The 16,315-nt window shown below is 22.6% G+C and carries 11 protein-coding genes; 7 read left to right on the top strand and 4 right to left on the bottom strand.

Going from position 1 to position 16,315, the window contains the following annotated elements; genetic code table 4:
- Nucleotides 1–44: 44 nt before the first annotated feature.
- Together STURON_RS03710 and STURON_RS03705 are read left to right on the top strand one after the other, a co-directional pair.
- Complete coding sequence (locus STURON_RS03710) at nt 45–4,358, top strand: ABC transporter permease (protein WP_075048541.1); 4,314 nt, start codon at nt 45–47, stop codon at nt 4,356–4,358.
- Between the two features lie 132 nt (nt 4,359–4,490).
- Entirely contained in the window at nt 4,491–6,836 is a 2,346-nt protein-coding gene (locus STURON_RS03705; RefSeq protein ID WP_075048540.1) for a hypothetical protein, read from the top strand.
- Between the two features lie 104 nt (nt 6,837–6,940).
- On the opposite strand, the gene STURON_RS03700 is transcribed toward STURON_RS03705, so the two are convergent.
- From STURON_RS03700 to STURON_RS03690, 3 genes are all read right to left on the bottom strand, one after another.
- The gene (locus STURON_RS03700; RefSeq protein ID WP_075048539.1) at nt 6,941–7,951 is read right to left on the bottom strand and encodes an acyltransferase family protein; all 1,011 of its coding nucleotides are present in this window, start codon (nt 7,949–7,951) and stop codon (nt 6,941–6,943) included.
- A gap of 120 nt (nt 7,952–8,071) precedes the next feature.
- Nucleotides 8,072–9,058, bottom strand: a complete 987-nt coding sequence (locus STURON_RS03695) for an acyltransferase family protein (protein ID WP_075048538.1) — start codon at nt 9,056–9,058, stop codon at nt 8,072–8,074.
- Between the two features lie 207 nt (nt 9,059–9,265).
- A complete protein-coding gene (locus tag STURON_RS03690) occupies nt 9,266–10,663 on the bottom strand; it encodes a hypothetical protein (protein WP_075048537.1) in 1,398 nt (465 codons plus the stop codon).
- A gap of 124 nt (nt 10,664–10,787) precedes the next feature.
- Between STURON_RS03690 and STURON_RS03685 the strand changes: the two genes are divergently transcribed.
- The gene (locus STURON_RS03685; protein WP_075048536.1) at nt 10,788–11,402 is read left to right on the top strand and encodes a hypothetical protein; all 615 of its coding nucleotides are present in this window, start codon (nt 10,788–10,790) and stop codon (nt 11,400–11,402) included.
- Nucleotides 11,403–11,411: 9 nt separating this feature from the next.
- The gene (locus STURON_RS03680; RefSeq protein WP_075048535.1) at nt 11,412–11,975 is read left to right on the top strand and encodes a hypothetical protein; all 564 of its coding nucleotides are present in this window, start codon (nt 11,412–11,414) and stop codon (nt 11,973–11,975) included.
- Nucleotides 11,976–12,064: 89 nt separating this feature from the next.
- On the opposite strand, the gene STURON_RS03675 is transcribed toward STURON_RS03680, so the two are convergent.
- Nucleotides 12,065–12,919, bottom strand: a complete 855-nt coding sequence (locus STURON_RS03675; RefSeq protein ID WP_075048534.1) for a MurR/RpiR family transcriptional regulator — start codon at nt 12,917–12,919, stop codon at nt 12,065–12,067.
- Between the two features lie 110 nt (nt 12,920–13,029).
- Here STURON_RS03675 and STURON_RS03670 point away from each other — a divergent pair, with 110 nt between their 5' ends.
- The 3 genes from STURON_RS03670 to STURON_RS03660 are packed head-to-tail and all read left to right on the top strand — an operon-like array spanning nt 13,030 to nt 16,314.
- Nucleotides 13,030–13,719 (top strand): N-acetylmannosamine-6-phosphate 2-epimerase, encoded by a 690-nt coding sequence (locus STURON_RS03670; protein WP_075048533.1) that lies wholly within the window; start codon nt 13,030–13,032, stop codon nt 13,717–13,719.
- Between the two features lie 3 nt (nt 13,720–13,722).
- Nucleotides 13,723–14,607 (top strand): N-acetylneuraminate lyase, encoded by an 885-nt coding sequence (locus STURON_RS03665; protein ID WP_075048532.1) that lies wholly within the window; start codon nt 13,723–13,725, stop codon nt 14,605–14,607.
- The gene (locus STURON_RS03660) at nt 14,608–16,314 is read left to right on the top strand and encodes a sodium:solute symporter family protein (RefSeq protein WP_075048531.1); all 1,707 of its coding nucleotides are present in this window, start codon (nt 14,608–14,610) and stop codon (nt 16,312–16,314) included. It begins immediately after the preceding gene.
- Nucleotide 16,315: the final 1 nt, after the last annotated feature.

Raw genomic sequence — 16,315 nt, 5'->3', positions numbered from 1 at the left:
TAAAAATGTTATAATTTAAAATATATTAAAGTTGGGAGATTAATGTGTTACTTTTTAAAAATGGACTAAGAAAACTTCTTAGGGAATATGTTCAATTTAGCATATATATTATTTTAGTTTTGGTGTCAGTTGTATTTACATCAACTTTTGGTATTGTTTCAAGTAATTTAATAAAATCTAACGATACTATAACTAAAAACTTTAAGGGATTTGATTATTCTTATCGATTTAATTCTAGTGGTTATAAATCTAACGACACACAAACTTTTAGTCCATGATTTGCCTTTAATACTAAAATAAATGAAACTCAAAAAGGTGATGAAAAAGAGTATTTTCAATCACTTAATTTTGGTGATGAAAATGCGTTAAAAAAATATATCTTTTCTCCTTATTGTGATAATAAACTTAATGAAGATTGCTACTTATCATCTGTTTATTCTAAAGACAACAAAAAACAAATAAACTTTCATTTTGGAGATGTAGAAGGTACAACACCTCCAAAAAATAGTCATTATTATCCTAATGAAAGTCAATCTATTTTAAATTATAATGAAGAACAAAAAATTAATGTTGTTAAAAAAGGAGAATTTGGTGACCTTTTTAAATTTAATTTTGATTCAAATTATTTTTTAAATTCATTAATTGGTAATTTATACAAAAAGTTTGATTTTTTCAATGGAAGTATTGATGAATTTAGCTTATTAAAAAAGGATGCAGCAATAAATATATTTAATTATATGTTTTATTTAAATAACTCATTTATTACATATTCAATTAAATATGAAATTTTAGAAATATATAATGAAGATGATTCACTTGATAATAGAATTGCAAAAATCAATGAATTAGTAAATAATGGTTTTAATAAAGTTGGAAATAAAGATTTATACTATATAAATAATAATCTTCAAAAATTTTCAACTGATGAATATAATTTGTTTTCTAAATACTCATCAATTTTTATAAGAAATTATGAGTCTGAAAATATATTTAAAACATTAGAACATCAAGAAGGTTATTTAGTTGATAATAAGCATTTAACTTCAAGAAATTGATTTGATTCATTTAATAAGATGCTTTCAAATTTGACAAATTTTACATCAACTGTAACTAATGAAGTTGTAATGTGAGGGAATAATGGTGAAAAGTATCGTTATATATCAAGTTTTTATAATAAAAAAATAGATGGCAAGTATGTTACTGAATTTTATAATAATGATTTGAATACTGTTTATGAAAAATTAGATAGTAATGATGTATTTACTGAAAACTCTTTCTTAACTTCTATTGGTCATTTTAGAACTAATAATATGAGAATTGGAGAAAGTTATAATATATTTCCTGGTGAGTTTAAAGATTCTCAAAAATATAGGTTAGATGGAAGTATGTCGAATGCTTTAAATTTATATCCAACAATTTATGAAGAAGACTTAATGGTAGACCAAAATACTAATGCTATTTTTTATATCTCAACTAATTTATATGGTTTAAAATTTAGAACTAATAAAGATGATGTTAATTATGTAGACCCTTCTAAATATCAAGATGTTTCAAGAGTGTATTTAAAATATATTGGTCAAAATGAAGCTAATATGAATGATGATATAGATTTATATAAATTATATTTAGCAGATAATATATTAAATTTAGGAAAAATTGTTGATAAAATTAATAATCCAGATAAAGAATTACCAACAAGCTTATCGAGAGCAAATGTTCAAGGTTTTGATGAATTATCAACTTTAGGTTTAAGATCTACTTTATTTGATAAAATAGTAAAAGTCTTTTATTATATTGCAATTGCCTTCAGCATATTATTTATATTAGCTCTATGTTTTGTAATAAATAGATTGTTTAAAAGAATATTAGATTCTCAAAGATCTCAAATTGGTAATTTAAAATCATTAGGATATTCGAATTTTAAAATTATTTTAAATTATATTTCTTATATGTGTTTACCATTATTATTAATAATTCCAATTGGTTGGTCATTTAGTATTGGAATACAGAAAATTTTAACTGATATCTTTGCAAAATATTTCGATATACCAAATGATTTAACAGTTAATTGAATAATGTTATTATCTGAATTGTTATTTTTTGTACTATTAATTGGTATTATAGTATTTACAATTAGTTATATAAAAGTTAATAAATCGCCTTTAAAATTATTAGAACCACCCAATAATGCTAAACCACGATTATATATAACAAAAATATTTTCTAAGTTTAAGACATTTAAATTTACATCAAAATTAAGAAACATTATATTTGCATCTTCAATTAGAGATTTAGTTTCCTTTTTCTTTGTTGTATTTGTTTCAACAATTGTATTATTAATATCTTCAATTACACCAAATATTCTTAGTGAAATGTCAAATGAGTTTTATAAAAATATGACATATAATAATGAATACTCATATTCAAGTGTAACTGCAAATAATCCTTTATCAAAATATACTTATTATGATAATAGTTATAATATAAGTGATGTAAATAATGATTCATCAATTTTTAATGTAAAAATTAAAGATGAAAAAACTAATACATACCACTCATTGTTAGATAAATCTGAATTAAGCTATTGAAGAGCTAATCCTAAATTGTTTGCTCAAGTAATGCAAGACTCATTCCTATATAATTTAGCTACTTTTAAAGGTATACTTTTATCACCAAGCGTATTAGATTATATTATTGAATTATCTCAGGAAGTTAACCCTGCTATTAATAATGTTGTAAAACAATTTACAAATACTTTTGCTTGTAAATTATTACCACAATTATTTAATCAACAACAAATAAATGATGCAAAAGATTATAATGATTGTATTAAATTGATATCTGGTAATATTATTCCTTCTTCAATTAAAGAAAATTGAGATAAAGATGAAAATAGTTACAAAAACTTTAGTTTTAACTTCTCTAAGGTTCCTTATAACGTTAATACTGATAGCTTATACACAAGAATTGATGGACAATTAAATGAATCTAATAAAGCTGATGTTGTAGGATACGGGCTTGATTTTAATAATGAGATTAAAATAAATATTAAAAATAAAAGTTTAATTAAATATAATGAAAACAATTCAAATAAAACAATTCCAATTCTTGTTAATAAAAAAATGGCATTAAAGGGGTATAGTGTTGGTAAAAAATTAAACATTAAGATGGAAAAAAATTATTTAACATATCTTGATAAATCAAAAGAAATTGTACCATTAGATAAAACATGATGGTCCTTAGAAAACTCTAAAGAAGATATTTGGAACATAAATGTAAATAAATTAAGTTATTGAAAAAATAGCTCTTCTGCATCTAATTTTTACTATACAGAAAATGGAGAAATCAAAGAATATTTCAACCCTAAAGATATTCTTTTAAAACTACCAAAAAACTTAATAAATAATGATTTGATTAAACAAGTGAATGAAGAGTATTATAAATATTCGAATAATAAAATAAAAGAAGATAGTCAGTATTATTATGTTCATCCATATGATATTTATGTTTATGAAAATGATGGAAGTACAAAGCCTTTGATTGATCAAATAATGCAAGCAGGGATTACAAATAGTTGATTAAATATAGCTTTAAAAAACTCTTTATTTTCTGATGAGGTTTTCTATGATAATGTTGAAAATTTAGAAGTTGTTGGAGTAGAAGATTTATATGACGGATATAAGTTTTATTTAGACCAATATTATGCAAATATATTAAAAGGTTATGAGAGTTTTGATTCAGTTTTAAATATTAATGATAATGTTAATCTAAATAGTTGATCAGATTCTAAAATTACTTCAAATGATTATAATTCAGATCAACTTGAAAAGATTATGTTAACTCCTAAATCTGGTAATAATACTATGGATGGATTTATGGATTATATGAAACAATCAATAAATCATAGTGATTCTGTTTTAACTAAAAAAAATGCAGTAAAAAATTTACTTTCTTCAGTTGTCTCTATTTCAATAATATTTATATCAATATCAATGATTGCAGCTATTATTGTTATTTTCTTAATTACAGATATATTTATTGGTAGATATAAAATATTTATGGTGAATATGAGGATATTTGGTTATTCAATGAAAGAAATTAATTCAATTATGATGTGAATTTTCTTACCAATTACTATAATTTCATCAATTTTAGCAATGAGTTCTGTAATTCTATTAATCTATGCAATTGTTCCAAATATTTTATTAAGTGTTAATTTAGCGGTACCGATGATGTTTAATTATTGAATATTACCATTTATATTCATATTATCTTTAGCAATATTCTTATCTTCTTATTCATTAATTATAATTGGTGTTAAAAAAACAAGGATGGCAAGTTTAATTGGAAAAGATTAATAAATTTTGTTTAAAATCTTATAAAACTTAAAAAATAAACTAAACCTTAATAAGTTTAGTTTTTTATTATTTAATAAACTTTAAAATGTTAACACTTTTAAATAATATATAATAGTAATGAGGTGGAATAAAATGAAAAAATTATTAAATGGATTATTAATAATCTTATTAACTGGTAGTCCTATGATAACTGTTATTTCTTGTAAAACAAAAAATAACAATGATAATGGGGACGTTAATAACAATTTAACTCCTTTGCAAAATGAGATGATTGAAGGGGCTTCATTTATTAGTAAGTTAATTGTAGCTGGTAGACATGAAAATTTGAATTATAACATTAATGAAATTTTGTCTTTATTTTTAACTCCAGAGCCTGAGTCTCTTAAATTACCTGTAACTTATAACTATGAAGGACAAAATGTCAATTTAACTGAGGATTTAAACAAATATAAAAATTATTTAGCACCAAACATTGACAAAATTAACAATGGTACAAATGCAACAATGGCAGCTAGTTATATTATGGGTATGTATGATAATGACTTTTATTCAAAAATCATTAACGGTGATGTATCTGATGAAAAACCAGCTTATTATTTTAATGATACTTTTTCAGAAGATGGTAATCAAGGTTTTAACAAAAAATCAAATAATGCTATGGGCTTTGCTGCTGGTTTAGGTAAAAATATAGATTTATCTGAAGAAGAGAATAGAAGAAACCTAGCATGAGGAATTCAAGATACTGGAGCACTAAGTAATTATTTATTATCTAAAGGTTTTGATGGAGCTAATCCTGGGGATACAAATGGAAAGTCTAATGAAGTATCAAAACCTAGTGATAGTACTGGTGGATCTAATGGTAGTGGTTATTTATATTACAATTCATTATTGTTAAATGGTTCAGCTAAAAAATCTGCAATTTATCCAAATAAAAAAGTTTCTGATAAAATTGCAGACCTAGACTTTGGTTCTTATAATGATTTACAAGAAAAAAATGAAAATATACGAAATTCATTTAGTTCAGCATTAAATGCAAGTAAACCTAATGAAATGAAATTATTTAATTCAACTGGAAATATTTTAGTTAAAGAAGCAGGGGATAATAAAGCAAAAGGTTACATATCATTATTTGCTTCAATGTTTGATAATTTCTCAGAAACTTTTAATGGCGCGTCTATGTTAACAGAATTTTCTAATATATTAACTCCTTATATATATTCTAAGGAAAGTGGACTTGATGTAAATCAAATTGCTCAAGCTGTAGGGTTTTCATTTATTACAAATTTATGACAAGGTTTAAAAAACATAAGTTCTGATTCATTAAATAAAAATGTAATTACTGATGAAATATTAAAATCTATTAATTCTTTAGATCCTGCATTAGAACCTTTAACAGATCTTTTTGGTTTTATTATTCCAAATGTTAAGGATTTAGGAATAGATAAATTATTTAGTAAACAAGACCAAGATGTAAAATTGCCAGGAACAAATGCTAAAAATATATATCAAATAATTGATAAAATTTATGCTAATTTCGAAAAGCTAAGTGAAAATGATAAAGAAAGTTTTATTAATAGCATGTTTGTTGATGATAAATCACCATTCAAATCAGCTTACTCAAAACTTATCGAATATATGAGTGATGATGTTTGAAACGAATCTGTAAAAAGTAATAATATAGGTGGTATGAATTTATTAAAATTAGGATCAGAAGTTTATAGAATGGCAGCTGACAAAGATTATCAAGATTTAATAAAACAAATACAAGTAGATTATAAAGACTATACAAAAATATCAGAATTATCATCTAGTTCAAAAACCGAGTTAATGAGTCAATTAGGTTATAAAAATTCTGCTTATGAAGAAAATTCTCCTCTTTATAAATTATATAATGGAGTTACAAATGATTCTGTTTTAGGAGAAAAAGAATTTAGGATTATGGTTGAAGGATTTAGAGATTATTTATCAAGAGATATGGAAGTAGTTCATGGTGGAGTTATTCAATATTTAACAGATAAAAAATATTGAAGTATTGATGATATTTCAATGGATACAAATAATAACACTCAAACTAAAGGAAAAATGTCATTTACAATTAATTATAAAGGTAATGGAGATGTTACTTCAAATGCAAGTATGCAAAAAACAAAATTAAATGTACCTAATAAATTTAACCCTTATCAAACAATATTGAATTATCAAGATGATGAAATTAGTAAACTTAAAGGACAAAATTTATTAGATGAAGAAAAAATTAAGTTATCTGGTAAAGTTTTAGGTATAGATGAATTAAAAATGAATGATGAACAAATCATTAATTATGATGGATATGGTAATTTTAAAGATTATAAAACTGTTAATAATAAATATAAAATTACCTGAGAAAATATTTCTGAAAATTCAGAAAGTCCATATTGAATAATAACTGGAATTAATTGTTATAATGAAAATGGAGATGAATTTTACAATATATATTAAACTAAATAAAAACCAATTAGTAATTAGGCTAATTGGTTTTTTATTTTCAAATATGATTTGAATAATATATTAATTTTTAAAAATATTATTAATTACTATGATACTTAATTATTATTATCGATTTTAACTTTTTTCATTTTATTACTTATTTTTTCATAAATAAATGAATATATAAAATTATAAAGTTTATTTGTATTCTTTATCAATAAATTAATTGGAAATATTATTATTATAGAAAAAATAAAAGTTGATAAAGTTGTTATAAAAAAGTAAATTATTAGTAATAAATTTCTGTCATAGGTATTAATATAATTGTCTAAATAGATTAAAATTACTTCAAATAATGAGTAATGAAATAAATAAAATGACAAAGATAAGCTACCTAAAAAGTTAATAAACTTATTATTTTTTATTTTAAAATTATTAAATATTGTAAAAATAGAAATTGCTAGAATTAAAACATGAGGACCAATTGGTGAGTCATCTACATACTTGATTGTTGCAAATATTATAATTTCAATAATTAACATTGAGATTATATAAATATATGAAAATCATAATTTTATAAAAATTTTTATATCTTTTTCATATCTATTCAACCAGTTTCCAATCAAATAACCACAACTTAAGTAAACAAAATTACCTAATGAAGGTGGAAAACTATATTTGATTTCTGAAGTTAGATAAAATACAGATAAAAGAATTACAATAAAAAATAATAATTGATACTTTGAAAATGTTTTTGAAATAATATTATAAAATGGTCCAACAAAGTATATTGGTATCATTGATCATAAATATCATCATCTTGAACCACCTGTTAATAAGTTTGTGAAAACAAAGTTTTCATTTTCAATATTAATTAATGTTTCTAATAACAAAAACAAAAGATAATAATAAAAACAAGTAATTAAATAATAAACACCTCTATTTTTTTTATTATTAAAAGACATATACCCAGTTATTATTATAAAGATTGGAATAGGAACTTCAGCAAATGGTGAAAATACAACATATAATCAACTAGGTCATAATTCTTCTATTCCACCAACATGAAAAAAAATTACTCCCAATGCACATAAAAATCTTAATAATTCAATTTTTGATTGCCTCATTTTTACCTCTTTATTAAATTATAAAGTAGATTTATAATTTTATGATATATGTTTATGTATATAATAACCACTTTTTTAGTTAACATAGTTTCGATAGTTCTACATTAATAGTGCTTGTAATTATTTTTTATAACAATTAAATTTTGATAACTTTCTAAATATTTTAAAGTTTGCAAATTTATTCGATACATGATTAATTGGTTTGTAAATTATTGCTGCAAATACAAAAGTAGAAATATAAGTTATTGTTGAAAATATTAAATAGGATAAGTTTTGATCAATGCCTTTTAATATAGATGGAGTAAGGTACTTTTCTTCTAAAATTTGAGGTAAATAATGATATAAATAAACAAATAATGAACAACCTCCAATATAATTTATAAATTTATTATTATAAGGTTTTATTGAAACTATTAGTGTAAAAAAAACAATTGCAAATAAAGCATATCATATACTCAACTGACTAGATAAAAATTTAAAATCATAATAATAAGACAAAATAGACGAAATAATCCAATGGATTATTAAAAAAGATATACAAAAAATGTAATGATAAATTTTATTTAATTTTACTTCGAGTCTAATCAAACCACCAATCATATACATTAAAATCATTGCTAAAATATTAGATATTCCAAATAATTTTCCGTAAATGTAATTATTTGTGAATTCTAATAAAATATATAAAGTGACTATTATAAATAATATATAATATTTGTTAAAACTATGCAAAATTTTATTAATAATTGGTGCCATTAATTGAATTAATAATATTGCTCATAAATATCATCAATCCCTGCCTCCAAGAAGCAAACCTAAAAAAGGTATATTATTTTTAGTGAAATTAAATACAATTGATGCAATAATAATATTTAATAATCAACAAATAAATACAACAAATAAGAACCTTATATTTATTAATTTATTTGAATTAACCTTATAAAAACCAGTAATTAAAATAAAAACTAAAGTTGGTATAAAAATTCAAGGTAATATGATTAATTTAATTAACAAAAAAATTTTTCAATAAAAAACAACATATTGATGAAAAAATACTATTAATAAAGCCATAAAAAATCTAAGAAGTTCTATATTTGAATTTTTCATAATTTAATTCTATATAATTTTATATTATATTTATCCTTTCATATAATAGATAATTTTAATTATTAAGTAATTATTTAAATAATTTTAACATTTTTAATTTAAAATACGCTCTTCAAATATGTAATAATTTTTTTATTTTATAAAAATTTATAATTATTATATAAAATATTAATATAAGCATTGTGTAACCTAAGTAGACCAATTATTTTATAAATGTTGGTTTTTTTGATCAAATATATTATATTTCAAAAATTGTAGTTTATTAAAGTTATAAACAAATTTTCTAAAAGTATCATAAAAATTTTGTATATTTTTAAATTTACACCCATAAGTTTTAAAAAACTTTTCTTTTACTCATCTATTTAAACTTTCGGTTGAGGCGTTATGTTTAAAACCTCTTTTAGACATAGAATGCACTATATTATTATTCTTCTTATTTACATATTCAAATATTTTTTCACATGAGAAAGCTAAACCTCTGTCAGATTGTATTACTTTGTTTGAATTAGTGTTTACTGAATATTCATTTATCCTTTTAAAAACCTTTAACGAGCTGTTTGAATTTTCGTTTTTATCAAAGTTATATGCAACAATAGTTTTTAAATCCCAGTCATAAGATATCATGCAATTTAATTTTGTTTTATAAGAAGAATTATTTAATTCTATTTTTAGATTAGTACCATCAACTCCAACTACATTAGGAGTATTGTAATTCATTTCAATCAAATCATCTCTAACATAAGAGTTATGTTTTTTAGATTCATTGAAATAACTTGATTTTTTGCAATTGTCCCTACTAAATGAGTTTTTAAATACCTCAGGTTTTTCTCTTTTGATTAGGTTAATCATTTTTTCAGAGACTCTTTTATTCTTATTAACAAAAATTCATTTCCTTATTAAAAGAGAACCTGTTTGTAAATCATTATTTGCTTCTTTAAAATCTTTTACTAAGTCTACTGCATTTTCAAATCTTTCATTTTCAAAGCTATTAATAGTTGGAATCTTTAGCTTGTATTTGTATAACAAAATAGGGTTTTCTAATTTTAATTTCATTTTGAATTTCGAATAAGTATTTTTATGAACTTTAAAATAATTTATTAACCTATTGGTTCCCATGCCATAATTAGCAACTAAATAATATATTTGAGAGCATGCATAATATTTATAAGCTTTTGTTGCCATTATCATTATCTTTTCCTTCTTGCTCATTTTCAATAAATTCATTAATATTGTTGCCGTGCAAGAAGGAATGGACTTTTCCAATATTTCTTTACTCGCTATTGCCAACATTTTTTCTTCTATCTCAAACTTTAAGTTTTTTTCTAATTTTTTTATTCGGTCCTTAAGTAATTTATTTTCTTTATTTTTTTCTTTAAGTTCCTTAGAAATAAAATCTTTTTTTAACTTTTGACTCATCAATTTAACCTCTTTGCAATCCTTATATATACTATAAGAATAACAAGATTTTGAGGACTTATATCAGATTCTTATTAATTGTGATCCTGCTTTAATATTTAAATCATTAGCTATTTTGTCTATATTTTCACCGTTTTTGTACCTTTTTACGGCTTCAGTTTTTATATTAATATCATAAATTTTTGGCATTATTTCCTTTCTATCAAAAAAACCAGTAATTTTATACTGGTCTACTTAGCTTCCTTTTTGCTATATTAGTTTAGTTATATTAATTTAAGATTATTATTAATAACTAATATAATTAAAGTTAAAAATGTTTATAAATAAATATTTTATTTGAGAAAGGGTAAAAAATGAAAAAAATATTGACTCTTTGACATCTATTTTGTTAATTTCAACTCCTACTGGAGTTTTAGCGTGTGGCAATATTGATGAAATTAAAACATCTAATGAAGAGTATGAAAATTCACCAAAAGAATTAACATACTTAGATAATCAATCAGACACTACATTATTAAATGACATAAAAAACAGTGATAATAAAGTGAATGATTTTAGATTGATGGATGGTAAAAATAAAGAGACTATCCAGATTGATAGTAGCAAAAATTTATTATTAAAAGATTACATTGAAACAAGAAAATATATAAATTCTCAATGAGATAGTAAAGAAATTGGTGATGATTTTTTTATAGAAGGAGAACTCTTTTATAATATTAATTATATAAAAGCATATTTTAAAGAAACATTAAATTTACCGAACGGCTATAGTTATGAGAACATGGATTTCGAAGGAATAATAACAGTTTCTTTATATGGTAAAAAAGGGGAAAACAATTTCACTTTAAATGTTTATTATATAAATTTTAGCTCTGTTAATAATTTTAAAGTTCATAATATTTTTTATAAAAATATTTCATTAGTTTAGGAGGAAAATATGAAAAAAATATTATCAATAGTAACTTCATTTGCTTTATTATCTGGATCTACTTCATTAGTTAATAATGTTGTGTCTTGCGGTGATAAAAATAAAGTTGAGAGTTTTACATATTATAAAAATAAGGGTGATAAAGATTTGGTAAATTTATTTACTAGCAAACAATCTGGAACTGGTGATGACAACAAACCTTTACAAATAGAAAATAATTTATTATCAAAATCATATGAAAATTCACAAGCTAAAGATTATACTCAAAATGATTATAATATTCATTTATCAGGTTATGATGGAACCAATTTATTTGTTGCTGGTTATTATAAAGAAAATGCTTCATTTTGCATTGATCTTGAGGAAATAATTGTTGAATTAAAAGATTTAAAAAAAATCAATGATCCAATCAATTATTATCGAGAGTATCATACATTATCACTATTTGGAAATAAGGGCGAAAACAATTTTAACCTTTTTATATATAAAGTGAAAATGAGTGGTTCAAAAGATTCAAAAGACATTTCATATGATTTTGATAAATTATACGAAAGAAATATAAAATTAAGTTAATTTATAAAATATAATTTAATGTTAAAACATCAAATACTAATTAAGTAAACATATTCTGTCAAGTATAGAATATGTTTTTTTATTTAACATTAAACATCTTTTCAATTTTTACATATATGATTTCACTCATTTACAATCTTAGTGCCTTTGTCAATAATGTCCTTATTTTTATTTTTATCTAATTTAAATAATTCACTATATATTATATCAACTACTACTAATTCATTTACTTTAGAACTAATTGCAGATATTCTATATTTTTGTTCATGTGTGCTAAATAAAATAAAATTGCTAGAGTATAATTTATAAATACAATTATAATTTGATGTAATTAATGAAAATTTTAAGTTATTTTTTATACAATATTCTACAATAAATATAATTTCATTTGTATTGCAACTTTTAGAAATTAAAATAATATGGTCATTAATTTCAATGTTGGCAATAATTAACAATATTTCATGAAAATCATTTGATGACATAATATGATATCCAATTTTTAATAAATTTATTTTTAATTCTTTAGCAGCTAAGCTACTTGAACCTGCTCCATAAATTAAAATTTTATTTGAGTTTTTTATATCTGATATCAAGCTTTCAACTTGATCAATGTCAATATCCTTTGTACTTAGATTTATAGAATATGTATTATATACTTTAATATTATTTATTGTTGAACTAATATTTTTTTCTGTGCTAAGTTTATAGTTATTTTTATTTACTACATAATTTTCATTTATTTTAAGTTGCATCACTCTAAAATTATCAAATTTTAGCTTTTTAGAAAGTCTAGTTAATGTTGCAGTTGAAACATTAGCTTTTTGAGCAACAACCTCAATTTTATTATTTATAAAGTATTCAACATTTCTCTCAATTCAATTTATTAAGAATTTTTCAGTTTTAGTAAAACATTTATTTTTTGTAATTAAATTTATTGTATGCATTTTACAATCCCCAAAGAATATTATAATGTCTTTTGATAAAAATTTTCATATTAACTAAAATTATTGATAATTTTTTCTAAATATCTAATAATACTTTTGGGAGGTAAGTTTTGAATATTGGAATTTTAAAAAATAAATTAATTATATCTTGTCAATCAGTAGAAGGAGAACCTTTGAATGATGCATATATAGTATCTAAGTTAGCATATGCATGTGTATTAGGTGGTGCTGAAATACTTAGAATGAGTCAAATAGAACATATAATTGAAGCTAAAAAATTTATAAATGTTCCAATAATTGGTCTTGTTAAAAAAAAGTATTCAGATTCAGAAGTTTATATTACACCAACTTTTCAGGAAGTTAAAGATTTAATAGAGGTAGCAAAAGTAGATATAGTTGCTATTGATGCTACATTTAGAAAAAGACCTAATAATACAAATTTAGATGACTTATTTAAATTAATTAAAAAAAATTGACCAAATCAATTATTTATGGCTGATTGTTCAACATCTGAAGAAGTGATTTACGCTTCAAAATTAGGTTTTGATATAGTTTCTTTAACTTTATGTGGAAATACTATGGATACTATTCATCTTAAAGATAAAAAGAATGAACTAAATTATATAAAAAATATATTAACCAAAATTGATAAACCTTTTATAGCTGAAGGTGGAATATGAACTCCAACCAAAGTAAGAGAATTATTAAATGGTGGAGTTTATGCTGTTGTGGTTGGGAGTGCAATAACTAGACCACATCTTATTACAAAATGATGATTAGAAAAAATTAAGGAGAGTTAAAAAATGAATAAAAGTTTAAAAGGAGTTATAGCTGCACTTTTAATACCATTTGATAAAAATGGAAAACTAAATATTGAAGCTTTGAAAAAGTTTATAAATTATAATATTGAAGTATCAGGAGTTGATGGATTGTATGTTAATGGCTCAACAGGTGAAGCATTTTTATTATCAAATGAAGAAAGAAAGTTAATATTAAAAATAGTTTCAGAAGAATGCAAAGGTAGAGTATTTTTAATTGCTCAAGTTGGAGGTTTAAATGTTTATGAAGCAATGGAACAAGCTAAACTTGCAGAAGAACTAGGTTATGATGCAATTAGCGCAGTAACACCATTCTACTATAAGTTTACATTTGAACAAATATTAGATTATTATACTGTAATAAAAAATTCATGCAACCTACCTTTAATAGCTTATTATATTCCTATACTATCAGGTGTAAACTTTGATATGGAATCATTTGATAAACTATTTAAAATAAAAGATTTAATAGGTGTAAAATTTACAGCAACCGATTTATATACTTTAGAAAGAATAAAAGCCAACCACCCTGATAAATTAGTCTATTATGGTTTTGATGAACAAGAATTAGCTGCCTCAATATATAATATTGATGGTTATATCGGATCAACTTTTAATGTAAATGCAAATAAAGCTAAAAAATTACATAAAGCAGTAAAAGAAGGTAAAAACTTAGAAGCTTTGAATTTGCAAAAAGAAATTAATGATTTTATTGATATTGTTTTAAAAAATGGATTATATGCAATATTAAAAGAAATAATCAGACAACATTATAATTTAGAAGAAGTTTATTGTAGACTACCTATGACTCAATCGATAATTAAATATAAAGACAAAGCAAAAGAAATTAAAGATAAGTTTTTAAAATAAATGTTCAATGATACAAAAATAAACTTTCATATAGCAAACTATATTGTATTAGCATTATATTTAGCTATAATGATGGGAATAGGTGTCTATTTTAAAATCAAATCAAAAATACAAAAAACTGAACATAACTCAAAAGAGTTTTTTAGGTCAGGTGGAAAAATACCAGGTTGAATAGCTGGATTTTCAATATACTCAACAACAATATCTGCAATAACTTATATGTCAACTCCAGCTAAAGCATTTTCAGGAGATTGATTATGAGCATTTGGAAATTTAACTATTTTCATAGTTACACCATTACTTATAAAATTTATAATCCCATTTTTTAAAAGACTAGATGCAACAACAGGTTATGGTTTTTTAGAAAAAAGATTTAGTTATTTCTTAAGATTATTTTCAAGTGTGATGTTTATTTTATTTCATACTTTAAAAATAGGAGTAATAATTTATTTACCAACAATTGCATTAACTTCAGTTACAGATATAAATCCTTATGCAATTGCTGCAGTTATTGGTATTCTTTGTATGATATATACAATATTAGGTGGAATGAATGGAGTTATATGAACAGAGTTCATTCAAGCAATTGTATTATTAGGGGGAATAGCATTAGCTATAATATTCGCACTTGCCAAGATGCCTGATATAGGTGGAATTAATGGTTCAATTCAAGATAATGACAAAATATTATCTTTAAAAAGTGCTTTACCAAATGGTTGGGCAAATGATTGAATTTTAATACTATTTTTTGGACAAATTATTAATACTTTTTATCAATATGTTGGTTCACAAGACGTGATACAGAGATATCAATCAAATCAAAGTTTTAAACAAACTAAAAAAGGGTTGTGAACAAATGCAATATTGTCTTTAATAACAATTTTCTTGTTTTATGGAATGGGTTCTTTATTATTTGCATATTACAATCAAAAGACAGGTTTATCTAATTCAAGTGATATTGTAAATGACTTAGGTATTACATCAGAACAAATTTTACCATATTTCATAGTTACTGTTTTGCCAATTGGTATTAGTGGATTAATTATTGCTGGAATTTATGCTGCTAGTATGGGTACTATATCTTCTTCTTTACATTGTTCTGCGACTTGTATTGTTGAAGACATCATTAAGAAATGAAAACCAGATTTAGAAGAAAAGAAAAAGCTACTTTATGCTAAGATAATCATTGTTATAGCAGGAATAATTGGTACAACAGCTGCTTTAACATTAATAGCAACTAAAGCTCAAAATATGCTAGATTTGACAACTAATTTCATATCCTTATTTGGAGTATCAGTATCAGTCATATATATATTAGGAATATTTACAAAGCGTACTTCTAATATTGGCGCTATCTTGGCAGGTTTATTTGGATTTATAGTTTTATTTATATTCTTTATTTTATCAATTGTACATAATAATAACCCTGATTCAGTTCCACAAATATCTCAATTTTATGGAACCTTACTTGCATTTTTTGGATCATTAATAACTGGATATTTATCAAGTTTTATTTTCAAAAATAAAAAGATTGATAAATTAGATGGATTGACTATTCATACTTTTTCTAAAGAAGAGTTTGAAGAAGTTGTAAAAAAAGGTGAAGAAGAATGAAATTTGATTAAGCAAAATGAAAAAGAGTTTAAAAAAACAATGATAAATAAGTTATATAAAAATAATAAAAAGAATAAAAATAAGGAGGAATAAT

The sequence above is a fragment of the Spiroplasma turonicum genome (assembly GCF_001262715.1).
Taxonomy (GTDB): domain Bacteria; phylum Bacillota_I; class Bacilli_A; order Mycoplasmatales; family Mycoplasmataceae; genus Spiroplasma_A; species Spiroplasma_A turonicum.
The sequence above is the reverse complement of the archived record's forward strand: the minus strand, read 5'-3'. Positions and strand labels throughout refer to the sequence as shown.